Source organism: Ruegeria sp. CJ6 (assembly GCF_056536665.1).
The window spans coordinates 704,082-729,836 of record NZ_JBQFQB010000002.1; the positions used below are offsets into that span (position 1 = coordinate 704,082).

Consider the following 25,755-nt stretch of genomic DNA (forward strand, 5'->3'; position numbering starts at 1 on the left):
AATCAAAGGTGGATGACACTGCTAATTCTGGCGGCGCTTCTTGTCTCGACCTTCGCCGGGTATTACGGCCTTTGGGGTCTGTTGTTCATATTTTGGGGGCTCTTGGCGGTGCGCTCGGGGCAGGCCTTCTTGATCGAACCGATAAACCGTGCGACAGATCCGGCACTGTTCTGGTCGCTGACGGTTTTGTGGATCGGTTTGGGCGTTCTCTACGTTCTGGCGGATGTTTTTCCACCAGTTTCGAACGGATTCTGATGCCCCGTCCCAGTATGAAAGACGCCAGATCCGAGCAAATCCTGAACGCATTTATGCGTTGTGTCGCGCGGTACGGGCTGGATGGCTCGACCCTGGCGCGCATATCAGAAGAGGCGGGCGTCGGGCGGCCATTGCTGCGCCACTATCTGGGCAACCGGGATGAGATGGTTCGCAAGCTGCTGGATCACGTCCTGAAAGTCTTCGCGGATCAAGTTGAGGCGCTCTTCGACACTCTGCCGTGCGCTAGTCGGGTTGCAGCGATGCTGGACGCTTTGTTCGGACGCGGCACCTATTCTTCGGAAAGTGCTGCGGTTTTTGCCGCTTTGGTCGCAGCCTCAGAAAGACACGCGGATTTGCGAGAACCCTTGCTTGGGTTTGTCTATGACTTCGAGGCAAGGATCGCTGCTGAAATCATGAACGAACTGCCTGCTGCCAATATGCAAGGGGTCCAAGCCGTGGCAGCGGGTATGTCCGCAATTTATTTCAATACGGATGCTGTGATGCCATTGCGACCCCGGGCGGAATGGCGCGACACGCAGCGCGTGGCAGCGCAGATGCTGTTGGACCACCTACACGACAGCACCTGCGACTGAGTTGACCGTGCCATCGGGCCAGCGTATTGCGGGCACTATGGAAAAGCAGAAAAAACCTTCGCGCCAGCAAGTCTATACGTTGTTGGTTCAGATCGGTCGCAAAGATGGCGACGGCCTGCCCGAAGGCGCGACCGGGGCGGCGTTGATGTGTTTTGCCAGCGGCGTGGACGAGGCCGAAGCCGTGCGCGAGACAGTAGCGATCCTGAAGCAGGCCGATACTGCACCGCTGGATGTCACCGGCTATGGCACCCTGGCCGAGCGTGAGGCGCAAGGACATGATATCGATCCGGATGAGCGGGCATTGATGCAACGGGCGCTGGATGAAAACGCGGTTATCGTGGCACAGATGACGCCATTCTTCGGCGACGAGGAAACTGCTTAGTTTCTTACCCCGAACCACTTGCGATAGATTTCGTCATAGGTGCCGTCTTCGCGCAGGGACAGCAGCGCCTGATTGACGTCTTCGACCAATGGCGATCCGGTTGGAAATGCGATCCCATAGTTTTCACGCAGGAAGATGCCCCCGGTCATTGTCGCCATTCTGCGCCCTTCGTGGCTTGCATAATAGGACAGGATCGGAGCGTCGAAAACGACCGCATCCAAATCCTTATTCTCAAACGCGTTCAACATGTCCTGCAGATCGCCATAGCCGGTATAGTCGATCTCGCGCCGGTTCAGAAAACTGGCGGCGGTTGAATCGGAAATCGTCCCGACCTGTTTGCCGTAAAGGTCGTTGACCGAATTGACGCTGCCGGTGATTGCGTCCACCGTCATCACCGAGGTGATCCGGGCCGTGAAAACGGAGACGATGAATAGGGATGACACCACCAGTACTACACCCAACAGGCGGCCAAACGGGGTGCGCGGCATCCGCTCTTCAAAGCCACCGTTCACCACCAGGTTGAGGGCCCACCAGAACGACGGGAACCACGCCTCATTCAATTTGCGATCAAAGTAGGGCTGCGCGCGTTTCTCAAAACTCCACATCAGCATGCCGCCACCAAGCAGGATCGCAAAGGCCAGCCCGATGGCGATGAACAATTCCCGAGACAGCAAAGCGTGCAACAGCGATGGCTGGCGAGCGGCCTCTGACGGGACCATGATCTGTAATCCGGCCTCAAATATCGGTTGTGTGAAATCCATTCGGGTTTCGCGCAAGGCGGTGATCGATATATTAGCGATCGCCAGATCGGCAGAGCCATCCTGAACCGCGCCCAACATTTCTCCAAATGTCTCGACGCGGTTGATCGAGTATTTCCAGCCGAGCGATTCAGACAGTGCCGCCAGAAGATCCATCGAGAAACCGGTCTGGGCACCGTCCTCGACAAATGAGAACGGAGGACGGGTTACCGTTGTAACCGTAAGAGACTGGGCCTGGCTTTGCTGCGCAAGAGTCGCGAAAGTCAGGCAGATCAATGCGAAGAAGACACGCTTCATGTGGAATCACCTGTTTCGCGGCCCTCTAACTCACTTAAGGGCAGCGCGGCAAGGCAGCCGCTGGGTCAACGCTCATGTTTTGTTGGGGTGCAAAATCAAGCCGCTTGGGCATTCGGTCTCGGAATTCGACTATTCGGGGTTGGCAATCCGGGCAATTCGTTGAATCTGTGCACGAACACAGGCACCCCTAAGGACAAGAGGCCCAATATGACCGATCCAGTTGAGCTGACAGCAAATCTGATCCGTTGCCCATCGGTCACACCCGATGAAGGCGGGGCTTTGGTCTTGCTGCAGCAAGTGCTGGAGGAGGTCGGATTTTATTGCACTCGCGTAGATCGTGGTGGAATCTGCAACCTCTTCGCCCGATGGGGGCAGAAGGGTCATGCATGCAGCTTTGGCTTTAACGGGCATACGGATGTAGTTCCGGTAGGGGATGAGGCGGCCTGGACCATGCCCCCTTTCGGCGCTGAGGTCCGGGACGGGGTGATGTACGGCAGGGGCGCGACGGATATGAAATCGGGCGTGGCAGCATTTGCGGCAGCGGCTATCGATTTTGTGCGTGACACGCCCCCGGATGGGGCGGTGATCCTGACGATCACAGGTGATGAAGAAGGCGACGCACTGGATGGCACTGTTGCTTTACTGGATCACATGGCCGCAACGGATGAGCGGATGTCGGTTTGTCTGGTGGGCGAACCCACCTGTCCGAACACGATGGGCGAAATGATGAAGATCGGTCGGCGCGGCTCGATGACCGCGTGGTTCACTGTGACCGGAGTGCAGGGGCATTCGGCCTATCCGCATCGGGCAAAGAACCCGGTGCCCGCGATGGCGCGGCTGATGGATCGGCTGGCCAGCCACGAACTGGATCTGGGGACAGACCACTTTGACGCCTCGACCTTGGCGGTTGTCACGATCGACACCGGTAATCCGGCGACAAATGTGATACCGGCGCAATGTTCTGGGACAGTGAACATCCGGTTCAATGACCTGCATTCCGGGGCCAGTTTGAGCGATTGGTTGCAATCCGAGGCAGCCGCCGTTGCCGAGGCGTTCGGCGTCGATGTCGAGACCCGGATCAAGATTTCGGGTGAAAGCTTTCTGACCCCTCCGGGGGCATTGTCTGATCTGGTAGCTTGCGCTGTCGAAGCAGAAACAAATATCCGCCCCGAGCTTTCGACCACCGGCGGGACCTCGGATGCCCGCTTCATCAAAGATCATTGCCCGGTGGTCGAGTTTGGTCTGGTCGGGCACACCATGCATCAGGTCGATGAATGTGTCGAAGTGGCGCAAATTCATCAACTCAAGGCGATCTACACCCGTATTCTGACGGATTACTTCGCCTGATCCATGCAGAAAACGCTGGTCATCATGGTGAAAGAGCCACGTCCAGGGCGGGTCAAGACCCGTTTGGGGCGCAATATCGGCATGGTTGGGGCTGCTTGGTGGTTTCGGCACCAAACGTGTTCCCTGATCCTGCGTTTGCGCGATCCGCGCTGGCAGATTGTACTGGCGGTCTCTCCGGATAGGGAGGGAATGAACAGTCGGGTCTGGCCTGTTGATTTACCCCGGAAGCCTCAGGGGCGCGGAGATCTGGGCGATCGTATGGGGCGGATGTTGCGCGGTGCTCCCGATGGTCCGGTGTGCCTGATCGGTGCGGATATTCCCGGCATCACAAGGGGTCACATTGCGCGGGCCTTTCGCGCGTTGGGCCGGGCTGAGATGGTGTTCGGGCCATCCCCGGATGGCGGCTATTGGCTGGTCGGTGCGCAGCGCTATGGGGCGCTGCCCTCAGGGTTATTCCGCGATGTGCGCTGGTCAACGGAACACGCGTTGGAAGACACACTGAATTCGGTTCGCGGGTGCCGAGTAGCGTTGCTGGATAATCTGCGCGATGTGGATACCGTGGCCGATCTGCACGGCTGACATGAGGCACCGCTTTTTGACCATGACGCGGTCGCATGCCCGTGCTAGGCCAAACTCATGACACGCATTCCGACCAAGCAAGAGGTCCTCGACTGGATCTCGGCGAACCCTACCCTGACCTCGAAACGTGATATCGCCAAGGCTTTTGGCATCAAAGGCGCGGATCGGATCGATCTGAAGCGTATCCTGAAAGAACTTGAGGCCGACGGCCATCTGGAAAAACGCAACCGCAGCTATCGCGATCCGGATCGTCTGCCGCCGGTCAGCGTGTTGCAGGTGAAGGCCCCGAACGTAGATGGCGACCTGTTTGCGCGCCCGTTGGAATGGCACGGAGAGGGGGTCGAGCCCATCGTTCTGCTCGTAACGCGTGCCAGCGATCCGGCGCTGGGTGAGGGTGACCGCATTCTGGCCCGCCTGACCGTGGTGCATGAGGAAGATCACAATTACGAAGCCCGCTTGATCCGCCGCATCGGCACCAACCCGCGCAAGATCGTCGGCATTTTCCGCAAAGGGGCCGAAGGCGGGCGGATCGTGCCCATCGACAAGGCTAGTCAGACAGAATGGCTGGTCGCGGACGGGGCCGTTCTGGGGGCCAAGGATGGTGAGTTGGTTGAGGCCGAACAGGCCGGACCCAAGAACCGCATGGGTCTGCCGCGTGCGCGTATTGTTGAACGGCTCGGCGATCCGACCGCGCCCAAGGCTGTCTCGTTGATTGCCATTCACCAACACGGTATTCCCGACGATTTCCCGGACAAGGTAATCGAAGAAGCCGACAAGGCCAAACCCGTTGGACTGAAAGGGCGTGAAGACCTGCGGGATATGCCCTTGCTGACCATCGATCCTGCGGATGCACGGGACCACGACGACGCCTGCTATGCCCATGCCGATGACGATCCCAAGAACCCGGGTGGCCATGTGATCTGGGTCGCCATAGCTGACGTCGCCGCCTATGTGAAACCCGGTACGGCGCTAGATCGCGAGGCACGCAAGCGGGGCAACTCCAGTTACTTCCCGGACCGCGTAGTGCCGATGCTGCCGGATCGCCTGTCCGGCGATCTATGCTCCCTGCACGAAGGCGTGCCGCGCGCTTGTATCGCGGTTCGGATGCAGATTGATGCCGAAGGCAACAAGATCGGCCACCGTTTTGTACGGGCTCTGATGCGCTCTGCCGCCTCGCTGAATTATAACGAGGCGCAGGAGGCGATCGACGGCAACCCGAACGACCGCACCGGGCCGCTGTTGGATACGGTGCTGAATCCGCTTTACGCCGCCTATGCTGCGCTGAAAAAGGCGCGTTCCGTGCGGCAGCCGCTGGAGCTGGACCTACCTGAACGCAAAATCGTACTCAGCGATGCGGGTGAGGTGACCAGCGTCGCGTTCCGTGACCGGCTGGATGCGCATAAGCTGATCGAGGAATTCATGATCCTCGCCAATGTCGCCGCTGCCGAGACCCTGATCACCAAACGCCGCCCGCTGCTGTTCCGCGTCCACGAAGAGCCCGCGCCCGAAAAGCTGGAAAGCCTGAGAGAGACGGCGCAGGCGGCGGGATTAAACCTCGCCAAAGGGAAGGTATTGCAGACCCGACATCTGAACGCGCTGCTAAACGCCGCCGCTGGTACCGAGGATGCGGAGCTGATCAACCTGACGACCCTGCGGTCGATGGCGCAGGCCTATTACAACCCCGAAAATTTCGGCCATTTTGGGCTGGCTCTGCGGAACTATGCGCATTTCACTTCTCCCATCCGGCGCTATGCTGATCTGATCGTGCATCGCGCGCTGATCTCAGCCCATGGCTGGGGCAAGGACGGTTTGACCGAGGATGAGATTGCACGGTTGGAAGAAACGGCAACCCATATCTCGGATACCGAGCGCCGCTCGATGATGGCCGAGCGCGATACGACTGATCGCTATCTGGCGGCCTATCTCAGCGAGCGGGTCGGCAATGAGTTTTCTGGCCGGATCAGCGGTATTGCCCGGTTCGGTGCCTTCGTGAAGATGGACGAGACCGGAGCGGACGGTCTGGTTCCAGTGCGTTCGCTGGGGCGAGAGTTTTTCCATTTCGACCGAGAGGCCGGGACGCTGATGGGCTCGGACACCGGGCTGATCATCGCCATTGGCCAGCGTGTCACGGTGCGGTTGACCGAGGCGACGCCGGTGACGGGCGGATTGGAATTGGAGTTGCTGTCCATCGATGATCAGGCGCTGCCGCGCGGCCGTGGCCCCGCCAAGCGCGGAACGCGGCGCAAGGCCGCCAGCACCAAGCGCAAGAAGGACAAGATCAAGCGCAAGGTCGAACGCAAACGCCGTCAGAGGTGATAAGTAAGCGCGCGCGCAATCAGCCAGCCATGGCGCGTAGGATCAATCTGATCGGGCCGGTCGAACAGAATCGCGCGATTGCCGTCGATCCGATCCTCGCCAGGAAAGGCGGAGGTAAAATCCCCCATCAGTCGGCTTTGGCAGTGTACGAACAACGCAAAGCAAGCCGCCTTGTGTCCGCCCAAACGAATCGTCGAGCCTTTGGGCGCCAGATAGGCGGGCTGGCCCCATCGCAACGCTTCTTCCAGAGGCTGAGCGCGTGGCAGAGAGGCCGCAGTTTCGAAGATCAACTCGCGCAGCGCTAGTGCCCCATTGCGCGTCTCTTCCGGTAGCGCCTCATAGGCTGCAGCGACTTTTTTGTCCTCAAAGGCTGTCATGATAGCGGGATCGCCTGCTCCATTCGGTCGATATAGCTGTTGAGCAGCTTATCTTGTTTAATCCGACGGGTCAGGGGGGTGTCTGATGGTGTCGCGCGCATCGCCGCCAGCATTGGACCGACGCTCATGTCCGCCGAGGTAGGTTTCTCTCCCATCAGATAAGGCGATTGCCAAAGATAGGCCGAGATCGCCTCAAAGTCGCGCTCCAGCCGGTCTTGTCGTTCGACGGGCGAAAAGCGGGATACACCTTGAAACGCGAGCCCCTTGAGAACGGATTTCCGGATCGAATTCGAAACCGGCTTGCGGATCAATGCGGGAATGACGGTAAAGAAAGTATCGCGCAGAATTGGCCAAACCTCATCATTGGCCCAACGGTCCTGGACGACATGGAAGTACAGATGTTCCTCGGCCATGCGGATCAGCGCGCGGGACTGGGCCTTTTGCAGGTCAGTCAGGCCAGCATCGAAATCGGCCCCCTGAGCCTCAAGCCAGTCGCGGATCAGGTCGCTGTCCGGAATCAGACGTTCAGGCGTGCGCAGAACCGGCAGCTTCTGGTGTGGCATCTTGCGTGGATCCAGCAGATCGGACCGTTGCCAGCGCAGGCCCGCGTTTTGAAGCATCAGGGCCGTTTTCACACAGAATGGGCTGGCGCTGAACAGGCCAAAGGCGGAGGGGAAGGTGAGAAGGGTCAGCATCATCAGCTCCATAGTTGGGACGCCTGATGGATACGCCGGACTGATGACAGATTCTGACATTAGGCTTAGAGTAGACTATACTATGTCCCGCACCGCCCGTCTTTTTCAGTTGATGCAGGCCCTAAGATCTGGCCCCTCGCCCAGAACGTCGGTTCAATTGGCGCAGGATTTAGGCGTTTCGCCGCGCACAGTGCACCGGGATATCGATGCATTGCGTGGCCTCGGGGCGATAATCGACGGAGAGGCCGGGTTCGGGTTCACCCTAATCGAGGATGCGACCCTACCGCCGCTGGGTTTTACCAATGATGAGCTTGAAGCGTTGGTTCTGGGCTTGCGCGAGGTGCAGCTGATTGGTGACCCGGCGCTGTCGGATGCCGCAAGCGCGGCCCTACGCAAGCTGCAGGGCCGGTTGCCGCAGCGCCAGTCGCACCGATTGAGCCACGCCGTTTTGACCGCCACGCGATTTGACAGGCCGGCCGTGCCAACCATCGATGTCGCCGAACTGCGCCAAGCCGCGTGGGACGAACGCGTGATCGAGTTCGCCTATACCGATGCCAAAGGCGCAGACACCCGTCGTCGGGTCAATCCGCTGAGCATCGTCTATATGGACCGTGCCAGCGTATTGCTGAGTTGGTGCCACCTGCGACAAGATTTCCGAGTGTTTCGGCTGGATCGTATGCAGGGCATGGATGTGACCGAGGATAGCTTCCGACCCAATCGCGTATCGCTGTTGCGTGATGCCATTGCGCGTATTCGCGCGGAACGTGAGGAACAGGATCAGGAAACCTGACGTTCTGCGTTTTGAGAAATCCCGATTGTGCGCTATCATCGGCTCCGAGCAGTAATCAGGATAAAACGGAATGCGTAAGTGTGTAGGTGGCGTTATGACCGCCGCATTATGGGCATCCATCGTGCAGGCGGATACAACAGAAAATTCGATACGGCCTCTGGCCCGACCTATGGTCGACAATGTGCAACTGGCCTCGGCGGACGTGACGGTCTCGGTACGGCCCGTGCTGCGGCCTAAGGTCGAGGTGCAACGTGTATCAGCAGACGGGAATGCCCGATTTCAGGCTTGGCTGGGGGCATTTCGCAAGCGGGCGCAAGAGCAGGGCATCTCGGTCAATACGCTGGATCGGGCGTTGGCTGGGGTGACCTATGACAGTGACATCATCAAACGCGATCGCAATCAGGCGGAGTTTTCCAAACCGATCTGGGAATATCTGGACGGAGCGGTTTCAAAAACGCGGATTTCCAACGGTCGTGTTGGACTAGACAAGCACCAAGAGACTTTGACCCGGATCGAAGCCCGGTACGGCGTCGAAAAAGAGGTCGTGACCGCGATCTGGGGGCTTGAGACTTCGTTCGGCACCTACCGAGGAAGCAAGCAAACCATTCGGTCGCTGGCGACTTTGGCCTTTGATGCTCGACGAGCAAGCTTTTTTGAGGAACAGCTGATCGCCGCGTTGCAGATACTGCAGGCAGGGGATGTCGACCCTGAGAATATGGTAGGCAGTTGGGCTGGGGCGATGGGGCATACACAGTTCATGCCGACCTCGTTTCTTGATTACGCGGTTGATTTCGATGGAGATGGGCGTCGTGAGATCTGGTCGGATAATCCAACTGATGCCTTAGCATCAGCTGCTTCCTATTTGGCAAAACATGGATGGACCAAAGGCCAACCTTGGGGGGTCGAAGTGCAACTACCATCCGACTTTGACTACGCCAATGCGCGGCGAGATTTCACTCTGATGCCGTCGGAATGGGCGGCCCGTGGGGTTCTTGCTTACTCGGGCAAGGCAGTGCCCGATCACGGGCAAGCAGCAATCTTGTTACCGGCGGGTGGTCGGGGTGTCGCCCTGATGATCTTCAATAATTTCAAAGTGATCGAGGCCTACAACGGCGCCGATGCCTATGTGATCGGCATCGGGCATCTGTCCGACCGGCTTGCAGGAGGCTCTCCGTTTGAGGCCGATTGGCCGCGTGGCGATCGCGTATTAAGCTTTACTGAAAAGAAAGAACTACAGCGTCGGCTGACTCAGGCGGGCTTCGATACACAAGGGATCGATGGGCGCACCGGGCCAAATACGATTAACGCGGTGCGCGCGTTTCAGGTTGCTCAGGGGTTGATCCCGGATGGATACCCGTCGCTCGGCCTGCTGGAAAGGATGCGCTGATAATCAGGGCGACCCAATTGGGTCGCCCATGATCTAATGATCAGGACGCAGGCTTCATCAGACCTTTTTCGTTGATTTCAACCAACGCATCATCCAACGATTTTTGAATGCGCACGAACATCTCGTCGATTTCGGCCGGGGTAATGACCAACGGCGGAGAGATGACCAGGCGGTCGTCCACATGACGCATGATCAGATTGTTTTTGAAGCAATGTTCGCGGCAGATATATCCGATCGTGCCGGGATCTGATGCGAACTTGGCTCGGCTTGCCTTTTCAGGCGTCAATGCGATGGACCCCATCAAGCCTGCGATCTTTGCCTCTCCGACCAGCGGATGCTCGACCAATGCGTCCCATTTCTTTTTCATATAGGGCGCGGCCACGTTGCGCACATGATCGACGACGTTTTCTTCTTCGAGGATGCGCAGATTTTCGAGCGCAACTGCTGCGGCAACCGGGTGGCCGGAATAGGTGTAGCCATGGTTGAACTCGGTGGCGCTGATGACACGGGCGACTTCGTCGCAGACGATCGATCCGCCAATAGGTGCATAGCCTGAGCTAAGGCCCTTGGCGATTGTCATGATATGCGGTTTGATCCCGACGGTTTGCGAGCCGAACCAGTTGCCGGTTCGGCCAAACCCGCAGATCACCTCATCCGCGATCAGCAGTATATCGTACTTGTCGCAGATGCGCTGAATTTCAGGCCAATATGTGTCGGGTGCGATTATCACGCCGCCTGCGCCCTGCACAGGTTCGGCGATAAAGGCAGCGACGCGATCTTCGCCCAGTTCCTGAATGGCTTCTTCCAGCTCGCGCGCGCGGGCAAGGCCGAATTCCTCCGGGCTCATATCGCCGCCTTCCGCCCACCAATTTGGCTGGTTGATATGGTGGACATTCGGGATTGGAATGCCGCCCTGCGCATGCATTCCTGCCATGCCACCCAACGACGCCGATCCAACAGAGGAACCGTGATAGGCATTCTTGCGACTGATGATGATGTTCTTGTCGGGCTGACCTTTTTCGGCCCAATAGGTGCGCACAAGACGGATGTTGGTGTCGTTGGCCTCGGACCCGCTTCCGGCAAAGAAGACATGGTTCAGATCACCTGGCGCAAGCTCAGCCAGCTTTGCAGCCAGCGCAATGGCGGGCGTATGGGTCGTCTTGAAGAAAGTATTATAATACGGCAGCTCGCGCATTTGACGTGCGGCTGCATCGGCCAGCTCGTCGCGGCCATATCCGATATTTACGCACCACAATCCGGCCATACCATCCAGAATTTCATGACCTTCGCTATCGGTCAGATAGACGCCCTTGGCACGGGTGATGACCCTGACACCTTCGTCTGCCAGCGCCTCATTGGTCGAAAAAGGATGCAAATGGTGTGCTGCGTCCAGCGCCTGCAATTCGGCAGTGGGCATGTGATTGGTGATGGTGGACATCTCGGATTCTCCAGCAAGCGTCGTTGCCAGATAGAATATGATCAAATTTTATGCTGTCAATCGAATCGCTGGTTTCTAGGTGCTTGGCAAAGCATCGCCCATCATTCCCATACCCTGCTCAATGTCCTGCGCTGTTGCTAACGCGGCCTTTTCTGCATCTCGCTCACGTAGCGCGGCAATAATGTCTTTGTGTCTGTCGGGCAGGCTTTGAGTGCCGAAGCGACCGCAAACGATGCGCAACGAAGGGCCGAATCGTAGCCATAGCCGTTCGGCTAGATCAACAAGTATCGGAGCGTCCGCATGGGAATACAGAGATTGGTGAAAGGCGTGGTTCAAACGCAGGTAACCCCCTACGTCCCCATCCGCGATCATATTGTCCAATCGTTGATCCAGCTGCTCAAGATAGTCGATCTCGGTTATAGATATGTTCTTTGTGGATCGCCTGGAAAGCTCTGTTTCTATTGAAATTCTTGCGAAAATCATCTGCTCGATGTCGTTGGCTGAAAGCAGCGGGACGCTCACGCGACGATTGCCCTGAAAAATGAGCGCGCCGTCGGAAATCAGACGGCGTATCGCCTCGCGCACCGGAGTCATGCCGACACCAAGCGAATCAGTCAGGCCCTGGATCGTGACCGGCTGCCCGGGCACGAGATCGCCAAACAGAATCTGGGATTTCAGTGTCCGATAGACCTGTTCGTGCGCTGGGCGTTTTTCTTCATCTACCGGAGGTGTATCTGCTTTATTTTTGATCAAATCCAAAAGGTTTGCCCCAATCCAAGTGTTTCTGTCTTGCCAGAATCTTCACCTATTCCGACCATAGGTGAAACCGTCGTGAAACGCAAAACTTGATCAAATCCAAAAAAAGGTCAAAATGGCCGCACAGTTGCAGGGAGAAAAATATGAAACTGAAAACGCTGGGGATGACAGCGATCGTCGCATTGGGGACTTCGGCCGCGTTTGCTGAAGAAGTGCGCGTCTATAACTGGTCCGACTACATCGACGAAGATCTGCTGAGCAAATTCGAAGAAGAAACAGGGCTAACCCTGATCTACGATGTGTTCGACAGCAACGAGGTTCTGGAAACAAAAATGCTGGCCGGTGGGTCAGGCTATGATGTGGTTGTGCCTTCAGGCACGTTCCTACAACGCCAGATCCAGGCCGGCGCATTCCAGGAACTGGATGCCGCCAAGCTGTCGAATGCAGGCAACCTATGGGATGTGATCCAGGAACGAACCGCCGGGTATGACCCCAACAACGCCTACTCGATCAACTATATGTGGGGCACGACAGGTATCGGGTTGAATGTCGGCAAGGTCAAAGAAGTGCTGGGCGACGATGTTGCGCTTAACAGCATGGATCTGGTGCTCAAGCCCGAAAACATGGAAAAGCTGGCCTCGTGTGGGGTGCATTTCCTCGACGCACCGTCTGAGATCATTCCGATGGTGCTGCAGTATATCGGCGAAGACCCTGACAGCCACGACACGGATGTAATTGGGAAAACCGAAGAAATTCTGACCAGTGTGCGCCCGTATGTTCAGAAATTCCATAGTTCGGAATACATCAATGCGCTCGCCAATGGTGATATCTGCGTTGCTGTCGGCTGGTCGGGCGACATCTTGCAGGCACGCGACCGTGCGGCGGAAGCGGATAACGGCGTGGAAATTGAATACCATCCCTTTGCGGAAGGCTCGCTGATGTGGTTTGACCAGATGGCTATTCCGGTCGACGCACCAAACCCCGAAGGCGCGCACCAGTTCCTGAACTTTATCTTGGATGCCAACAACATGGCTGCGGCGTCGAATTATGTGTACTACGCCAACGGCAACAAGGCCTCGCAGGAGTTTCTTGAAGAGGACGTGATCGGTGATCCGGCGATCTATCCGGATGATGCGACCATGCAGAACCTCTACATCACCACACCTTATCCGGCAAAGACCCAGCGGGTGGTGACACGTCTCTGGACCAAAGTGAAATCAGGCACCTGATCTGATCATAGCGCAAGGCGGGCCCACTGCCTTGCGCCATTTTTATCCTGACCGATAAACGGGGGCCGCCTTGAATTCTGAAGTCTTTGCGCCGTGGGATGACCCGCAGGCGAAACCCTTGATCCAGTTCCAGAACGTCACCAAGCGTTTTGGCGCATTCACCGCAATCGACAATCTTTCACTGGATATCTACGAGCGTGAGTTCTTTGCGCTGCTCGGCCCGTCGGGCTGCGGCAAGACCACAATGATGCGGATGCTGGCCGGATTCGAAACCCCTACCGATGGTCACATCCTTCTGGGTGGACAGGATATCGACCCGATCCCGCCCAACAAACGGGCGGTAAACATGATGTTTCAGTCGTATGCGCTGTTTCCTCATCTCAGCATCTGGGACAACATCGCCTTTGGCCTGCGCCGGGACAACATGCCCAAACGCGATCTGGAAGAGCGGGTTGATGAGATGCTGCGCCTAACCCGGCTGGAACAGTTCGCACGCCGCAAGCCGCACCAGATCTCGGGTGGTCAACGCCAACGCGTTGCGCTGGCCCGGTCATTGGCCAAAGCACCAAAACTGCTATTGCTCGACGAACCTTTGGGCGCTTTGGATAAGAAACTCCGTCAGGATACTCAGTTCGAGTTGATGGACATTCAGGAAAAAACCGGCACGACCTTTGTCATCGTGACGCACGATCAGGAAGAGGCGATGACCGTTGCCAGCCGAGTGGCCGTGATGGATCAGGGCAAACTGATGCAAGTGGCAACTCCAGATCGCATCTATGAGACGCCAAACTCGGTTTATGTTGCTGATTTCATTGGGGATGTGAATATCATTGAGGGACGCGCTACCGCAGCAGGCGACGAAAGCTATCAGATCGAGTGGGCAGAAGGGCAACCCCCGTTAGCGGCGTCTTCCGCGACCCAACTGTCCAATGGTCAGAGCTGTCATCTGGCGATCCGGCCTGAAAAGGTCGCGATCTCTGCCGAGCGCCCGGTCGATGCGATCAACGCGATTCAAGGCAAGGTGCATGACATCGCCTATCTGGGCAACTTGTCGACCTATCATGTCGAACTGCCAAACGGCACGATTATCAAAGCGCAAACAGCGAATACCCGCCGCATCTCGCGCCGCTCGTTCACCTGGGAAGACCCGGTTTGGCTGTCCTGGACAGCGACTGCCGCAGTTCTGCTGGAAAACTGATGCGCCGCGCTGTTCTTATCGCTGTCCCGTATGTCTGGTTGCTGGCACTGTTCTTGGTGCCGTTCTTTATCGTCCTAAAGATATCGCTTTCAGACACCGCACTTGCCATTCCGCCCTACACTCCGACGCTGGACCTGTCCGCAGGTTGGGCGGGTATCAGGGATTTCTTCAGCCAGCTTGATCTGGAAAACTTTGTCTGGCTGACTGAAGATGATCTTTATTGGAAGGCCTATCTGTCCAGCGTAAAGATCGCGCTGATCTCAACGGTGTTGACGCTGATTGTCGGGTATCCGATCGCATATGCGATGGCGCGCGCACCTGAAGAGTGGCGACCTACATTCATGATGCTGGTCATCCTGCCGTTCTGGACTTCGTTCCTGATCCGGGTTTACGCATGGATGGGTATCCTCAGCAACGAAGGCTATCTGAACCAGCTCTTGCTTTGGACAGGCATCATCTCAGCGCCGCTGACCATTCTGAACACGAATACCGCAGTTTATATCGGTATCGTTTATACCTACCTACCTTTTATGATCCTGCCGATTTATTCGTCGCTTGAACGGATGGACGGGTCGCTGATCGAAGCCGCTGAAGACCTTGGGTGTTCGCGTCTGCAGGCATTCTGGTTGATCACAATCCCCTTGTCGCGCCCCGGTATTATCGCGGGCTGCTTCCTCGTGATGATTCCGGTAATTGGGGAATTCGTAATCCCCTCGCTACTGGGCGGATCGGGGACCTTGATGATCGGTAAGGTGCTGTGGGAAGAGTTCTTCTCGAACCGCGATTGGCCCGTCGCCAGCGCGGTGGCCGTGGTTCTGTTGCTCATCCTCGTGATCCCGATTGTGCTGTTCCAGCGCAACCAGCAAAAGCAGACGGAGGCAGAACAATGAACAGGCTGAGCTGGTTCAACACTGTCTCACTGACGCTGGGATTTGCCTTTCTGTATATCCCGATGATCATCCTGATCATCTTCAGCTTCAACGAAAGCAAGCTTGTCACCGTTTGGGCCGGGTTCTCGACCAAATGGTACGGCGAGTTGATGCAGAACGAAGCCTTTCTTGATGCAGCCTGGGTCACGCTGCGCGTTGCCGTATTCTCATCAACGCTGGCCACGATTCTGGGCACCGCAGCGGCCTATGTTCTGGTACGCGGTGGGCGGTTCTTTGGGCGAACACTGTTTTCCGGGATGATCTATGCCCCGCTCGTGATGCCCGAAGTGATCACGGGTCTGTCGCTGCTGTTATTGTTCATTGGCATCGGATTGGACCGCGGGATCTTGACCATCGTTCTGGCGCACACGACGTTTTCGATGTGTTTTGTCTCGGTCGTCGTATCCTCGCGTCTTGTGACCTTTGATCGGTCGTTGGAAGAGGCCGCACTGGATCTGGGCTGTTCTCCTGCGCAGGCGTTTCGCTTGGTGACCCTGCCGATCATCGCTCCGGCGGTGATTTCAGGATGGCTGCTGGCTTTCACCCTGTCGCTGGATGACCTAGTGATTGCTTCGTTTACATCTGGGCCTTCTGCCACCACCTTGCCGATCAAGATTTTCTCGGCTGTGCGTTTGGGCGTCAGTCCCGAGATCAATGCGCTGTCAACATTAATGATCGCGGTTGTCACGGTGGGCGTTATTACCGCGTCCCTGGTGACCAAGCGGGCGATGGTTAGGCAGAAACAGGATGAGTTGGCCGCGGCAAGCGCTGAATGAGGCGTATATTTCCTGATTATGCCTATGGCCCCGCGCCACGCGCGGGGTGTTGGTGGGATGAGACGATCGCGACCCCTGCTTGGCCAAAGCTCGAAGACGATATCAGCGTTGATGTCGCCGTCATCGGGGGCGGGTTTACCGGCTTTTCCGCCGCATTGCATCTGTCCGAGGCAGGGGTTTCGGTCGCTGTGTTCGAGGCGGAAACACCGGGCTGGGGGGCGTCCGGTCGAAACGGGGGCTTTTGTTGTCTGGGCGGGTCAAAGCTCAGCAAGGCTGGCCTGACCCGTCGCTATGGTCAGGTGGCAACGCAGGCCTATTACCAAGCGGAAGAAGACGCCGTTTCACTGGTTGCTGACCTTCTGCGTGATAACCAAATCGACGCCGAAACGCATTCCAAGGGTGAAACTCAACTGGCCCATTCACGGCGCGCGATGGAACGATTGCGCCGGTCGGCCGATCCGGCCGGACAATTGCACGAAATCGGCGAACTGAGGAGCCTTGGGTTAGGCGGTGCGTTTTTCGGCGGCTATACAACGCCAATTGGCTTTGCCCTGAACCCCCGAAAGTATCTGTTCGGTTTGGCTGGCGCCGCCCAGGCAAAGGGCGCAACTCTGTTCCAGAACAGCCCGATCACGCAGATCAAACAGGCCGCCTCGGGATTCGTGCTGACCTCGCCTGCGGGTCACGTTCGTGCTTCGAACGTTCTGGTGTGCACAAATGGCTACTCAAGCGAGGATCTGCCGCCCTGGTTGGCCGCGCGTTATATGCCTGCACAGTCAACGGTTCTTGTGACGCGGCCTCTGACTGATGTCGAGCTGCAGGCGCAAGGCTGGACGTCGGATCAGATGGCCTATGACACGCGTAATTTGCTGCACTATTTCCGATTGATGCCCAATCGACGATTTCTGTTTGGGACACGAGGGGGGCTGCTTTCATCCCCTGGGGCTGAGGCGCGCATTCGGCAAAAGGCCTTCGGGGATTTCAGGCGGATGTTCCCCGCCTGGGACACGGTCGATGTCACACATAAGTGGTCCGGCATGGTTTGCCTTGCCCGGAACCTTGTGCCCTTTGTGGGCCCGGTTCCTGAGCATCCGGGGATGTATGCAGGGTTTGCTTACCACGGCAATGGTGTGGCGATGGGAACCTATTGTGGACGTGCTTTGGCGCGACTGGTGCTGGGGCAATCCGCAGACATTCCGTCCCCTATTGCGGGTGCGCCGGGGCGGTTTCCCTTTGGCCGTTGGCGTCGCGCTGTCATGCCGCCAGCCTATGCGTATCTGGGTCTGGCGGACCTATAAGGCCTCAACTTCCAACTCATACCCAATGGCATAATCAGCCGCACCGTTTTCGGCCCGCCAAAGACAATAAGCGGCCATGCGCCAGGCAAACCAAGGCCTCAATGACAGATAGCGTTCGGTGATATCGGGTTGGTCGTAGGCCTTAAGAAACAGCGTCTCTTCGGCCTCGGACAAGGGCGCGCCTCGATAGAGTTGCTGCATCGCAGGTGAAAGGAATATCGCCAAGTCTTCACATGGGTCACCGAAGGCCGGGCATTGCCAATCGATCAGCGTCAGCCCATTTTTCGATTGCAGGATGTTTCCCGCGACCGGATCGCCATGGATCAAGCACCGCGCGAATAATGGCGGTACTTGGGCCTGAGGTTTTTTTGCAAGCAACGATCGCCGCTCTTCCGCGTGGCAATCAGCCAGAATTTGACACGCGTGCTGTTCCAGATCTTCGCTGCCATTGCAGCCGTTAGGGAGGTCCAGATTGACCGGAATTTGGTGCAACCTTCCAAGCAGATGGGCCACGCCCGAAACATCGTCCTGCCAAGGGACGCCCGGAGCGTGGTCATAGTAGACCCAGCTGTCGTCTCCAAAGGAACCCGTGGCACGTAAATTGGGCACGAAGCCAAAGCTGTTGAGCGTGCGCAGACATTCTGACTCAAGCCGGGCATCGTTGCGAAACAAGGGGTTCTGAAACCCGGTGCTGAATAACTTCAGAACGGCATCACTATTGCCGGACAAAACCTTCCAGACATGATTGGTCCGCCCACCGTACAACACCTCGAAGGTCACGTCGTGGCGGATCAAACCTTGGGTGCTGAGCTGGGCAACAAGACCCGGGGGAGGTTGGTGATGATTAGACAGGAGAGATACCGGTTTAGGGGGCGAGTCGCGATGCACCAAGCTTTGGCCCGCCTTGCCTTCTAGATCAAGCACCCGTGCGGATTTGCGTGACCATTTCGGCGGACACCTCTGCACCGCTCTCCAGTTTCAGGATGATGCCACCTTCACTGACCTGTGCCTCTACCACCCGACCGAAGGCAGATGCGGGCGTGCTGGTTAGTAACTCACCTCTTTTGAAGCTCTCCAATTTGGCTGAGTAACTGCCAGCGGGAAAGGGATCACCGGCACTGCTGACCCCGGCCCACTCGAATTCGGCCTTATCAGTAGGCACAGGGATACGATCGACAATGGTGCCCTGGTCATTGCGGATGACCAGCTCGGCCCGGTCGGCAGTGGGTTCGGCCTGAGCAAAAATCAGAACAGGCTGATCTACAAAGCGAAACGGTGCATCGGTTTTGACATTCATCCCAACCCACCCGGTGAGCTGATTAAGATCGACTGCCCCCATTGTCAGCGCGAGACCAGACAGAAGCTCATTGGCTTTGACTTGTTGTTCGACCATCGAGAACTGCGCCAGCTGAGAGGCATATTCGGAGGAATCCAGAGGTTCAAGCGGATCCTGATTGCGCGCCTGCACGGTCAGCATGCGCAGAAAGGTCTCGAAATCTGACGTCAGTGCCGAGCGTTCCGAATTGTTGTTTGCGCCGGGATTTGCACCCGTTGCGGTCACTGAATTGGTCGCTGAAATCATCAATTAAAGCCTCATATCAAGGCCCCTTTCAGGGCCGGCCGAAAGTGTGGGTGCCTTATGGTCCGCGTCACGAACCATTTCGACCGTTTCTGAGGAAGGGTCAGGCTCTGATGGATCACCATGCCGGGACGAGTCCCCGGACATGCTAAGATCAAGCGACAGATCCCCATAACCCAGCTTTTCGAACTCAGCCGACAGAATCGCAATGTGTCGCCGCATCAGGTCCAGTGTTTCGGGCCGTTCGGCCGCGATCGATAGATGAAACCCGTCTTCTCGACCGTTGAGCGTGATTGATACGCGCCCAAGCTCTTCGGGGTTCAGGGCTATTTCAACGCCACCGGTATTTGGTCGGGTCAAAATCGAAGCGGCCAGTTGCCCCGCAATCGTGCGTGCCGTTTCCGCGCGGGCTGCGGCGACGGGCATCGCTTGCGTCGTGTCGCGTATCGTGTGGCCCACCGCTGTGTCTTTGACAGCAAAAAGGTCATCAACTTCCGCGCTGATCGCCGTTTCCGCAATAGCATCGCCCGGAGCCCGGTCGAGATTCCAAGCTGTTGCCTGCGGTTTCAAGGCGGCAGAAATGACAGTTTGCTGGGTTATTCGAGCCTCTACAGGCTCAACTGCGCGTGCGACGAGTGGCACCTCTGTTTCAGGACTTGGCGGTTCCAGTTTCGAAAACGTATCCCCCACAAAGCTAGCATTTAGCGCGTCTGAGGCCGGCATTTGGTGTAGATATCCATTTCCGCTAACATCATGGATCGGAACTTGGGTTGGCGCTCGAAGAACGTTTGCGTCAGGCCTTGGGGCAGCCGCTTCGGGCAAGCCTGTATTTTGTCTTAGCGTTGAGTTTTCAGAGGCCAACTGCGAAATTTGCTGTACCGGGCTGGGCGGAGCGGCAACATGGTTCGTCTCACCGACGGCAAAATCTGCGTGGTGTTTCGGCGCATCTGCGACCTCTTGCGCAGCCACCTGCAGTTGGGCGGGCTCTAGTTCGTCGGTTTTGATTGTCTCAGTTGAATCTGCCGTAGAAACAGATGGAATTTCTGATTGTTCGGATGGCAGGTTTGAATCAGCCACAAACGGATCTACATCCTTCAACTCGATTTGTTCGACATCCTCATTGAGCACTTCCTCAAAGGCAAACCCACCTTTGATATCACGCTCTTTACCCTGAGATGCCCCCGGTTTGTCACCCGTGGCAGATGCAGGCGACATGATCGTCAGCGGGTTGGTCATTTTTCGCTCCGGGGTTTCTTTGATCTGGCCGGCACTGTGCCCACAGGAAGTTACGTTTATTTTAACCGCTTTCCCCTTTGATCGAGAAAGTTCATAGCAATTTTCGGAGAATCCGATGACGATTACATCTACCAGTGCGACCATGCACTCCGCCCAGCTTCCACAGAAGCTGAAAGCCGCCTCTGTTGAGCTGGAAGCCGCTTTTCTGGCTGAAATGCTCAAGTCAGCAGGACTCGGCCAAGCACGAAGTTCCTTTGGCGGTGGCGCAGGCGAAGATCAGTTTGCTTCGTTTCTGGTGCAACAGCAGGCACAGCAAATGGCAAAGGCGGGTGGAATCGGCCTTTCGGAAATTTTGTTCAATGCAATGATGGAGAAGTCCGATGGATAAAGATCCGATTCAGGCACTGGAAGACCTTTTGGATCTGGAGCGCACAGCCCTGGTTCAGGGGGATTTGACCGATCTGGATCGATTGGTGCCTGAAAAAGAGAATCTGATCGATGCAATAAATGATCTGCAGGTGTTGGAAAGCGATGATCTGATCCGGATCCAGACGAAGGTCGTGCGCAATCAAGCCCTTTTGAATAGTGCGGCCGAGGGTATTCGGGCTGTGGCGGACCGAATGGCGGAACTGAAACAGGTCCGGCAGGAGTTCAGTACTTATGACGCCTCGGGGCAGCGTAGTGGGTTTGCCTTGCGATCGCGGGCAAAGCTGGAAAAACGGGCATAGCATCAGGTTTGATTCAAATTCGAGATATCGGATTTGCCCGTCTTAGCACTCCGTTAGGAGATCGGGGGCAAATGTGGCGATGCACCTGAAACAACGGGTGGCGCGAAGGCCACAAGGCACGACGCACAGGTCAGAACGACAGAATGCCTGCCGGTTTGGTGGGTCCAACATGGGCGTCAAACGCGCCCGAACGCTAAGAGGATGACAAATATGTCCAGCATTCTGACGAACAATGGCGCAATGGTTGCGCTGCAGACTCTCAAATCGGTCAACAAGAACCTCGCACAGACGCAAAACGCGATCTCGACCGGCAAGGATGTGGCTACAGCCAAGGATAACTCGGCTGTCTGGGCCATCTCGAAGGTGATGGAATCAGACGTCAACGGCTTCAATGCGATCAAGGACAGCCTGGCCTTGGGTGAATCCACTGTCGCAGTTGCACGAAACGCCTCAGAAACTGTGACGGATCTGCTGAACCAGATGAAAGGCAAGATCGTTGCGGCGCAGGAAGACAACGTTGATCGTGCTAAGATCAACACCGATGTGGCCGCGCTTAGGGATCAGATCGAATCGGTTGTCGGCGCTGCCCAGTTCAATGGCCTCAATCTGGTGAACGGTGGGGCTGGCGCAAGCATTCTGTCCTCTTTGGATCGAGACAATGCAGGCAACGTGACAGCGTCTTCCATTAGTGTATCGGCGCAAAACCTGTCGACAGGTGGTTACACTGCTGCCGACGTGTTCACTGGAACTGACGGGGTCACTGCGGATACGGCCGACGCATTCGGATTTTCGTTGGATGGAAACGGCGGAAGCGATGATGATGGAAGCATCGTGATCGCTGATCCGGGCACATTGTCCGCTGGTGATACTTTCACGGTCCGACTGGGCGACGATGTCGCGTCTTATACAGTCCGGGCTGAGGATATCGCCGCAGGCAACGCGCCCGAAGAGATCATCGCTGCGGGGCTGAAAGCTGCCATCGAAGCTTCGGATGCCAATGTTTCGGTCGTCTATGATCCGGGCACGAACGCTGCACAGCTCGATATCACCAACGAAGGTTCAGATTCGCTGCAGATCAGCGGTCAATATGCCAATGCGAACTCTGGCGGTCTAGGCGCTCTGGCCTCGATTGATGTGTCGACTTCTGCTGGCGCATCCGCAGCGCTTGGCGCGATCGAAGGCCTAATCGATACTGCGATTGATGCCTCGGCGGCTTTTGGTTCGGCGCAGGGTCGGATCGAGACCCAGAAAGAGTTCATCTCGAACCTGTCTGACTCGTTCAAATCCGGTATCGGCTCGTTGGTTGACGCTGACATGGAAGAAACCTCGGCCAGACTGCAAGCGCTGCAGGTCCAGCAACAGCTGGCGACACAATCGCTATCGATCGCGAACCAGGCGCCACAGTCCATCCTGTCACTGTTCCGTTAAACATGAAACTTCTCCGGGGCGCGCGCGCCGTGCCCCGGGCTTAACTGCCCGCTGACGGACAATTGGAAGGATTTCAAGTGACACCCCAAACGCTCGCCCAACGCGCTTATGCGCAATCTGCCGCACCGACGCGAACACCTCGGGATACAGAGTATGAGGCGATTTCCAGGATTACACATCGGTTGAAGGCTGCTTCCACACGGAAAGCGGCTGATTTCGGAGGGTTCGTTCAAGCCTTGCACGAAAATCGCCGCCTGTGGACTGTGCTGGCAACCGATGTGGCGGATGCGGATAACGGGCTGCCGAGCAATCTGCGGGCGCGGATTTTCTATTTGGCTGAGTTTACCGAACAACACAGCAGCCAGGTGCTGGCGAACAAGGCGACCGTTGAGCCGCTGCTTGAGATCAACATGGCCGTGTTGCGCGGGCTACGTCATATGAGGGGCAACTGATGGGGGGTCTGGTCCTGAAACTTGCCCCAAAGGAACGGGTTCTGATCAATGGTGTTGTAATCGAAAACGGGGATCGACGCAGTCGGTTTTCGATCATGACACCTCAGGCAAATGTCCTGCGCCTGCGCGATGCCATTCACCCGGAAGAGGTCAACACGCCGGTACGCCGTGTCTGCTATGCCGCGCAGTTGGTTCTGTCAGGCGATACCGAACCTGAGCAGGCGCGCCAGCAACTTCTGCGGCGCGTGGAAGAGCTGAGCCAGGTTTTCACGGATGCCGACAGTCGCCGGGTCCTGGCCAACGCAACTGAAGCGTTAGTGGCAGAGCAATACTATAAGTGTTTAAAGGCCTTGCGTTCACTGTTGCCGCGCGAAGAACGTCTGATGGCATATCAGCAGTGACCTTTCAGCCGGTCATACCATCAGGTGGGCTGGTTGGCTGGCGCTTTTTGCAGCGTACTTATGATGCGCAGCTTCAAAGCTATTCTACTTCGGGGATCAACGAACGGGACTCAAGGTATTTTCTAGACAATATCGGCAAGGTCCAGACGGCCGAGGATCTGGTTTCGGACCGACGGTTGTTGCAGGTGGCATTGGGTGCGTTTGGCTTGGAAGGTGATCTCGACAATCGGTATTTTATCCAAAAAATCTTGTCGGATGGAACGCAGGCCGACGATGCACTTGCGAACAGGCTGGCCGACGGCAGGTACCGAGATTTTGCCAACGCCTTTGGACTTGGTCCCGGCGATGTGCGCAAGATAGGTTCGGTCCGTGCCATGGAAAAGATCGCCAACGACAACTTGATTGCTCGGTTTGAAATCTCGATTGGTGAAGCAGATGAATCGATGCGTATCGCGTTATATACCCAGCATGCATTACGCGATCTTGCCGCGCAAAGTGGCAGTGAGGACAGACGGTGGTTTGATCTGATGGGGCTGCCCCCCTTGCGCAGTATGATGGAAACTGCATTGGGCCTGCCATCAGCATTTGCGCAACTGGATATCGACAAGCAGCTTGAGGTTTTTAAAGATCGATTGCAGCGCATTACGGGTTCATCCGATCTGGCGCAGTTCACTGAAAGTGAGGCAATCGAAAAGCTGACCGACACGTATCTGGCCCGCAATCAGATCAATCAAATCCAACAGACGATCTCACCTGCGCAGACGGCTCTGATCCTGCTGGGCGGTGGTTTTTGAACCATTGATGTCAACCAGACACGGTGTGTACGGTTTCTCGCGCAAGGCCATAGGTTGACCGATCCGAGATAGTGAGTGGCACAATTTGAGGTTCAACTCTTGCGAAGTAAACTGTCAAATCAGGCATCGGCTGAGGTTTGCAGGGCAAATGATTTGATCGGTTGCGAGACGTTGTGCAGCTTGATCGCCCCTAAAGGGATAGCCTGTTTGCAAACAGGTTCGATATCTTGCGAGACAACAATTCTATGTCCGACGGTTTTGCCATATTCGCCCAATCTGGCAGCGACATTGGCGGCCTGACCGATCACGGTAAAGTCCAACCGTTCGCGTGAGCCCACATTGCCATAGGTGACGCGGCCATAGGCGACACCAATCGAGCAGTCGAAATCATGATCACTTCCGTCACTGCGCAATTCACCCAGTTTTTCGACGATCTCAGTTGCCGAAAGCTGCGCGCTGGATCGGGCTTTGGCGGCATCGTCACCCGCCGGGAAGACGGCAAGAACAGCGTCGCCGATGAATTTCAGAACTTCTCCGTCATGGTCGTGCACGATCCCTGAAACTGTCTCAAAAAACGCATTCAGTAGCTCGATATAGTCATCACGCCCCAGTTTTTCTTCCAATGCGGTTGAATTTCGAAGATCGCAAAACATGATCGCCGCATCTATGTCATCGCCATCACCGCGGCGAATCTCGCCCCCCAGGACGCGCGCACCGCTGCGCTTGCCTACGTAGGTTTCCAGCAGAACCTGCGCGTTTTCGCGCTGCATGAAGACCTCGTAGAACCGCGCGATGACAGTAGAGCATTCAAAAACCAGACCCAGGTTCTCGGTCGTGAACCCATCGGGATGATCGCAAGTCAGGGTCAGGACATTCGTCCGCCCATCCGAGAAAGGCAGTGGCATGGCAACGTAATCGGTGGCCCCTTTTGCGCGCAGGTCTTCGATGATCGGAAAGCTGTTATGCGGATTGTCGTTGTTCAGGCGCTGCCGGACACCACCCAACCCGTTTGAAACGTGACGCAGGGGGCTGTTGGTAAAGGCAGGGTGATCATGAATTTCATAGGTCGGAGTGTGGGTCGAAATCTCAGCCGAGTCTTTCTCCCAGATATAGTGTTTGCCTGCGATCAGCGGATGCAGCGACCAGACCAGAATGCTTAGGCGTTGAATAGCGATGCCATGTTCCAGCATTTTCTCGGCCAGCGTTTTTGTAAAGGCATCAGGAGTGTTAATTTCGGACGCACCGCGCATCAGCCAATCGATCAGGGGGCCGCTGATATTGCCATCGTCGGGTTGACGCAGTTGGTTGTCGCCGAGGTCGATCCGCGTCGCGGTATCCGGCATGAATCCAATATGGCCCTGAATGGCCGCGCTTTCAGGGAAGGCGTCTTCATAAGCCCAAATCGAGTTCGTAAGGCGCTCTTCCGGTAGGCTAATGTCGTGATAGGTTGCGGTACCCTTGAAGGGGCAGAACGTCTGCAATTCGGTCTCAGGGCTGAGTTCGACGCACAGGTCTTCGCGCGGAACATAGATCGCGGGAGGTAGCCGCGTTTCGTACATGACTTTGGCGTTGTGGCTTTCGGCCAGCAGTATATCACCACGGTAGATCGCGATCCGTCCCTGCAGCGGCTCAACTGATATCCCATAGCCTTTGACATTCGGTGTGGCATGGACGTTCATCTGCAACCTCCCTTGGCCAAGCCCTTATATCATGGGTCTTGAGGGCGAGAATTCCAAG

At 56.7% G+C, this 25,755-nt stretch carries 28 protein-coding genes; 19 read left to right on the plus strand and 9 right to left on the minus strand.

The window, feature by feature from the left end:
- The first annotated feature begins 12 nt into the window (after nt 1-12).
- From ACR0BT_RS08845 to ACR0BT_RS08855, 3 genes are read left to right on the plus strand one after another with little or no spacing between them, the layout of a single operon-like run.
- Nucleotides 13-255 carry a hypothetical protein gene (locus ACR0BT_RS08845; protein WP_480567968.1) on the plus strand — a complete coding sequence of 81 codons (243 nt, stop codon included), beginning with the start codon at nt 13-15 and terminating at the stop codon, nt 253-255.
- The gene (locus ACR0BT_RS08850) at nt 255-848 is read left to right on the plus strand and encodes a TetR/AcrR family transcriptional regulator (RefSeq protein WP_480567966.1); all 594 of its coding nucleotides are present in this window, start codon (nt 255-257) and stop codon (nt 846-848) included. The genes ACR0BT_RS08845 and ACR0BT_RS08850 overlap by 1 nt, the downstream gene beginning before the upstream one ends.
- A gap of 37 nt (nt 849-885) precedes the next feature.
- Nucleotides 886-1,230, plus strand: a complete 345-nt coding sequence (locus ACR0BT_RS08855; RefSeq protein ID WP_170399025.1) for a hypothetical protein — start codon at nt 886-888, stop codon at nt 1,228-1,230.
- Here ACR0BT_RS08855 and ACR0BT_RS08860 read toward each other — a convergent pair.
- Nucleotides 1,227-2,285, minus strand: coding sequence for a transporter substrate-binding domain-containing protein (locus ACR0BT_RS08860; protein ID WP_170514903.1), 1,059 nt, complete (start codon nt 2,283-2,285; stop codon nt 1,227-1,229). The genes ACR0BT_RS08855 and ACR0BT_RS08860 overlap by 4 nt on opposite strands.
- Nucleotides 2,286-2,492: 207 nt before the next feature.
- On the opposite strand from ACR0BT_RS08860, the gene dapE reads away from it, so the two are divergent.
- From dapE to rnr, 3 genes are read left to right on the plus strand one after another with little or no spacing between them, the layout of a single operon-like run.
- Nucleotides 2,493-3,632 carry a succinyl-diaminopimelate desuccinylase gene (gene dapE / locus ACR0BT_RS08865; protein WP_480562281.1) on the plus strand — a complete coding sequence of 380 codons (1,140 nt, stop codon included), beginning with the start codon at nt 2,493-2,495 and terminating at the stop codon, nt 3,630-3,632.
- A 3-nt stretch (nt 3,633-3,635) separates the two neighbouring features.
- The gene (locus ACR0BT_RS08870) at nt 3,636-4,211 is read left to right on the plus strand and encodes a TIGR04282 family arsenosugar biosynthesis glycosyltransferase (protein ID WP_480762965.1); all 576 of its coding nucleotides are present in this window, start codon (nt 3,636-3,638) and stop codon (nt 4,209-4,211) included.
- A gap of 57 nt (nt 4,212-4,268) precedes the next feature.
- The gene (gene rnr / locus ACR0BT_RS08875) at nt 4,269-6,527 is read left to right on the plus strand and encodes a ribonuclease R (protein WP_480762966.1); all 2,259 of its coding nucleotides are present in this window, start codon (nt 4,269-4,271) and stop codon (nt 6,525-6,527) included.
- Here the strand turns inward: rnr and ACR0BT_RS08880 are convergent.
- On the minus strand, nt 6,518-6,904 hold the full coding sequence (locus ACR0BT_RS08880) for a DUF1801 domain-containing protein (protein ID WP_170406797.1): 387 nt from the start codon (nt 6,902-6,904) through the stop codon (nt 6,518-6,520). The two genes, rnr and ACR0BT_RS08880, sit on opposite strands and share 10 nt — an antisense overlap.
- A complete protein-coding gene (locus ACR0BT_RS08885; RefSeq protein ID WP_480762967.1) occupies nt 6,901-7,599 on the minus strand; it encodes a glutathione S-transferase family protein in 699 nt (232 codons plus the stop codon). The genes ACR0BT_RS08880 and ACR0BT_RS08885 overlap by 4 nt, the downstream gene beginning before the upstream one ends.
- Before the next feature lie 82 nt (nt 7,600-7,681).
- On the opposite strand from ACR0BT_RS08885, the gene ACR0BT_RS08890 reads away from it, so the two are divergent.
- Nucleotides 7,682-8,389, plus strand: coding sequence for a helix-turn-helix transcriptional regulator (locus ACR0BT_RS08890; protein ID WP_170425977.1), 708 nt, complete (start codon nt 7,682-7,684; stop codon nt 8,387-8,389).
- A 70-nt stretch (nt 8,390-8,459) separates the two neighbouring features.
- Nucleotides 8,460-9,776 (plus strand): lytic murein transglycosylase, encoded by a 1,317-nt coding sequence (locus tag ACR0BT_RS08895; RefSeq protein WP_480762968.1) that lies wholly within the window; start codon nt 8,460-8,462, stop codon nt 9,774-9,776.
- 40 nt (nt 9,777-9,816) lie between these two features.
- Here ACR0BT_RS08895 and ACR0BT_RS08900 read toward each other — a convergent pair whose 3' ends face one another.
- A complete protein-coding gene (locus ACR0BT_RS08900; RefSeq protein WP_170406785.1) occupies nt 9,817-11,214 on the minus strand; it encodes an aspartate aminotransferase family protein in 1,398 nt (465 codons plus the stop codon).
- A gap of 75 nt (nt 11,215-11,289) precedes the next feature.
- The gene (locus ACR0BT_RS08905; protein WP_170406782.1) at nt 11,290-11,973 is read right to left on the minus strand and encodes a GntR family transcriptional regulator; all 684 of its coding nucleotides are present in this window, start codon (nt 11,971-11,973) and stop codon (nt 11,290-11,292) included.
- Between the two features lie 140 nt (nt 11,974-12,113).
- Here ACR0BT_RS08905 and ACR0BT_RS08910 point away from each other — a divergent pair, with 140 nt between their 5' ends.
- The 5 genes from ACR0BT_RS08910 to ACR0BT_RS08930 all read left to right on the plus strand — a co-directional run bounded on the left by ACR0BT_RS08910 (nt 12,114) and on the right by ACR0BT_RS08930 (nt 17,400).
- Complete coding sequence (locus ACR0BT_RS08910; RefSeq protein ID WP_170398992.1) at nt 12,114-13,199, plus strand: polyamine ABC transporter substrate-binding protein; 1,086 nt, start codon at nt 12,114-12,116, stop codon at nt 13,197-13,199.
- A 70-nt stretch (nt 13,200-13,269) separates the two neighbouring features.
- On the plus strand, nt 13,270-14,397 hold the full coding sequence (locus tag ACR0BT_RS08915) for an ABC transporter ATP-binding protein (RefSeq protein WP_170425908.1): 1,128 nt from the start codon (nt 13,270-13,272) through the stop codon (nt 14,395-14,397).
- Nucleotides 14,397-15,287: an ABC transporter permease subunit gene (locus ACR0BT_RS08920; RefSeq protein ID WP_170406776.1), complete on the plus strand. Its 891-nt coding sequence runs from the start codon at nt 14,397-14,399 to the stop codon at nt 15,285-15,287. Before ACR0BT_RS08915 ends, ACR0BT_RS08920 begins: the two co-directional genes overlap by 1 nt.
- Nucleotides 15,284-16,102 carry an ABC transporter permease gene (locus ACR0BT_RS08925; RefSeq protein WP_170398984.1) on the plus strand — a complete coding sequence of 273 codons (819 nt, stop codon included), beginning with the start codon at nt 15,284-15,286 and terminating at the stop codon, nt 16,100-16,102. Before ACR0BT_RS08920 ends, ACR0BT_RS08925 begins: the two co-directional genes overlap by 4 nt.
- Nucleotides 16,099-17,400, plus strand: coding sequence for an NAD(P)/FAD-dependent oxidoreductase (locus ACR0BT_RS08930; RefSeq protein ID WP_480762969.1), 1,302 nt, complete (start codon nt 16,099-16,101; stop codon nt 17,398-17,400). The genes ACR0BT_RS08925 and ACR0BT_RS08930 overlap by 4 nt, the downstream gene beginning before the upstream one ends.
- Here ACR0BT_RS08930 and ACR0BT_RS08935 read toward each other — a convergent pair.
- The 3 genes from ACR0BT_RS08935 to ACR0BT_RS08945 form a co-directional block, all read right to left on the minus strand.
- Nucleotides 17,395-18,195 (minus strand): phosphotransferase family protein, encoded by an 801-nt coding sequence (locus ACR0BT_RS08935; RefSeq protein WP_480762970.1) that lies wholly within the window; start codon nt 18,193-18,195, stop codon nt 17,395-17,397. The two genes, ACR0BT_RS08930 and ACR0BT_RS08935, sit on opposite strands and share 6 nt — an antisense overlap.
- A 121-nt stretch (nt 18,196-18,316) precedes the next feature.
- Nucleotides 18,317-18,982, minus strand: a complete 666-nt coding sequence (locus ACR0BT_RS08940) for a flagellar hook capping FlgD N-terminal domain-containing protein (RefSeq protein ID WP_480762971.1) — start codon at nt 18,980-18,982, stop codon at nt 18,317-18,319.
- A gap of 3 nt (nt 18,983-18,985) precedes the next feature.
- Nucleotides 18,986-20,215 carry a flagellar hook-length control protein FliK gene (locus tag ACR0BT_RS08945; protein WP_480762973.1) on the minus strand — a complete coding sequence of 410 codons (1,230 nt, stop codon included), beginning with the start codon at nt 20,213-20,215 and terminating at the stop codon, nt 18,986-18,988.
- Between the two features lie 115 nt (nt 20,216-20,330).
- On the opposite strand from ACR0BT_RS08945, the gene ACR0BT_RS08950 reads away from it, so the two are divergent.
- The 6 genes from ACR0BT_RS08950 (at nt 20,331) to ACR0BT_RS08975 (ending at nt 24,018) form a co-directional block, all read left to right on the plus strand.
- Nucleotides 20,331-20,603, plus strand: a complete 273-nt coding sequence (locus ACR0BT_RS08950) for a rod-binding protein (RefSeq protein ID WP_480762974.1) — start codon at nt 20,331-20,333, stop codon at nt 20,601-20,603.
- Nucleotides 20,596-20,943, plus strand: a complete 348-nt coding sequence (locus tag ACR0BT_RS08955) for a flagellar export chaperone FlgN (protein ID WP_170398969.1) — start codon at nt 20,596-20,598, stop codon at nt 20,941-20,943. Before ACR0BT_RS08950 ends, ACR0BT_RS08955 begins: the two co-directional genes overlap by 8 nt.
- Before the next feature lie 210 nt (nt 20,944-21,153).
- A complete protein-coding gene (locus ACR0BT_RS08960; RefSeq protein WP_170406757.1) occupies nt 21,154-22,371 on the plus strand; it encodes a flagellin N-terminal helical domain-containing protein in 1,218 nt (405 codons plus the stop codon).
- 77 nt (nt 22,372-22,448) lie between these two features.
- Nucleotides 22,449-22,823 carry a flagellar biosynthesis regulator FlaF gene (flaF, locus tag ACR0BT_RS08965; protein WP_480762975.1) on the plus strand — a complete coding sequence of 125 codons (375 nt, stop codon included), beginning with the start codon at nt 22,449-22,451 and terminating at the stop codon, nt 22,821-22,823.
- Entirely contained in the window at nt 22,823-23,224 is a 402-nt protein-coding gene (gene flbT, locus ACR0BT_RS08970) for a flagellar biosynthesis repressor FlbT (protein WP_170398959.1), read from the plus strand. Before flaF ends, flbT begins: the two co-directional genes overlap by 1 nt.
- Nucleotides 23,221-24,018 (plus strand): DUF1217 domain-containing protein, encoded by a 798-nt coding sequence (locus ACR0BT_RS08975; RefSeq protein ID WP_480762976.1) that lies wholly within the window; start codon nt 23,221-23,223, stop codon nt 24,016-24,018. Before flbT ends, ACR0BT_RS08975 begins: the two co-directional genes overlap by 4 nt.
- Before the next feature lie 119 nt (nt 24,019-24,137).
- Here the strand turns inward: ACR0BT_RS08975 and ACR0BT_RS08980 are convergent, their stop codons facing one another.
- Nucleotides 24,138-25,697, minus strand: a complete 1,560-nt coding sequence (locus ACR0BT_RS08980; RefSeq protein ID WP_170398954.1) for a DUF427 domain-containing protein — start codon at nt 25,695-25,697, stop codon at nt 24,138-24,140.
- Between the last annotated feature and the right edge of the window lie 58 nt (nt 25,698-25,755).

Coding starts and splice junctions, on each gene's coding strand:
- ACR0BT_RS08845 (WP_480567968.1), top strand. CDS start 13: ATGACACTGCTAATTCTGGCGGCGCTTCTTGTCTCGACCTTCGCCGGG.
- ACR0BT_RS08850 (WP_480567966.1), top strand. CDS start 255: ATGCCCCGTCCCAGTATGAAAGACGCCAGATCCGAGCAAATCCTGAAC.
- ACR0BT_RS08855 (WP_170399025.1), top strand. CDS start 886: ATGGAAAAGCAGAAAAAACCTTCGCGCCAGCAAGTCTATACGTTGTTG.
- ACR0BT_RS08860 (WP_170514903.1), bottom strand. CDS start 2,285: ATGAAGCGTGTCTTCTTCGCATTGATCTGCCTGACTTTCGCGACTCTT.
- dapE (WP_480562281.1), top strand. CDS start 2,493: ATGACCGATCCAGTTGAGCTGACAGCAAATCTGATCCGTTGCCCATCG.
- ACR0BT_RS08870 (WP_480762965.1), top strand. CDS start 3,636: ATGCAGAAAACGCTGGTCATCATGGTGAAAGAGCCACGTCCAGGGCGG.
- rnr (WP_480762966.1), top strand. CDS start 4,269: ATGACACGCATTCCGACCAAGCAAGAGGTCCTCGACTGGATCTCGGCG.
- ACR0BT_RS08880 (WP_170406797.1), bottom strand. CDS start 6,904: ATGACAGCCTTTGAGGACAAAAAAGTCGCTGCAGCCTATGAGGCGCTA.
- ACR0BT_RS08885 (WP_480762967.1), bottom strand. CDS start 7,599: ATGCTGACCCTTCTCACCTTCCCCTCCGCCTTTGGCCTGTTCAGCGCC.
- ACR0BT_RS08890 (WP_170425977.1), top strand. CDS start 7,682: ATGTCCCGCACCGCCCGTCTTTTTCAGTTGATGCAGGCCCTAAGATCT.
- ACR0BT_RS08895 (WP_480762968.1), top strand. CDS start 8,460: ATGCGTAAGTGTGTAGGTGGCGTTATGACCGCCGCATTATGGGCATCC.
- ACR0BT_RS08900 (WP_170406785.1), bottom strand. CDS start 11,214: ATGTCCACCATCACCAATCACATGCCCACTGCCGAATTGCAGGCGCTG.
- ACR0BT_RS08910 (WP_170398992.1), top strand. CDS start 12,114: ATGAAACTGAAAACGCTGGGGATGACAGCGATCGTCGCATTGGGGACT.
- ACR0BT_RS08920 (WP_170406776.1), top strand. CDS start 14,397: ATGCGCCGCGCTGTTCTTATCGCTGTCCCGTATGTCTGGTTGCTGGCA.
- ACR0BT_RS08925 (WP_170398984.1), top strand. CDS start 15,284: ATGAACAGGCTGAGCTGGTTCAACACTGTCTCACTGACGCTGGGATTT.
- ACR0BT_RS08930 (WP_480762969.1), top strand. CDS start 16,099: ATGAGGCGTATATTTCCTGATTATGCCTATGGCCCCGCGCCACGCGCG.
- ACR0BT_RS08940 (WP_480762971.1), bottom strand. CDS start 18,982: ATGATTTCAGCGACCAATTCAGTGACCGCAACGGGTGCAAATCCCGGC.
- ACR0BT_RS08945 (WP_480762973.1), bottom strand. CDS start 20,215: ATGACCAACCCGCTGACGATCATGTCGCCTGCATCTGCCACGGGTGAC.
- ACR0BT_RS08950 (WP_480762974.1), top strand. CDS start 20,331: ATGACGATTACATCTACCAGTGCGACCATGCACTCCGCCCAGCTTCCA.
- ACR0BT_RS08955 (WP_170398969.1), top strand. CDS start 20,596: ATGGATAAAGATCCGATTCAGGCACTGGAAGACCTTTTGGATCTGGAG.
- ACR0BT_RS08960 (WP_170406757.1), top strand. CDS start 21,154: ATGTCCAGCATTCTGACGAACAATGGCGCAATGGTTGCGCTGCAGACT.
- flbT (WP_170398959.1), top strand. CDS start 22,823: ATGGGGGGTCTGGTCCTGAAACTTGCCCCAAAGGAACGGGTTCTGATC.
- ACR0BT_RS08980 (WP_170398954.1), bottom strand. CDS start 25,697: ATGAACGTCCATGCCACACCGAATGTCAAAGGCTATGGGATATCAGTT.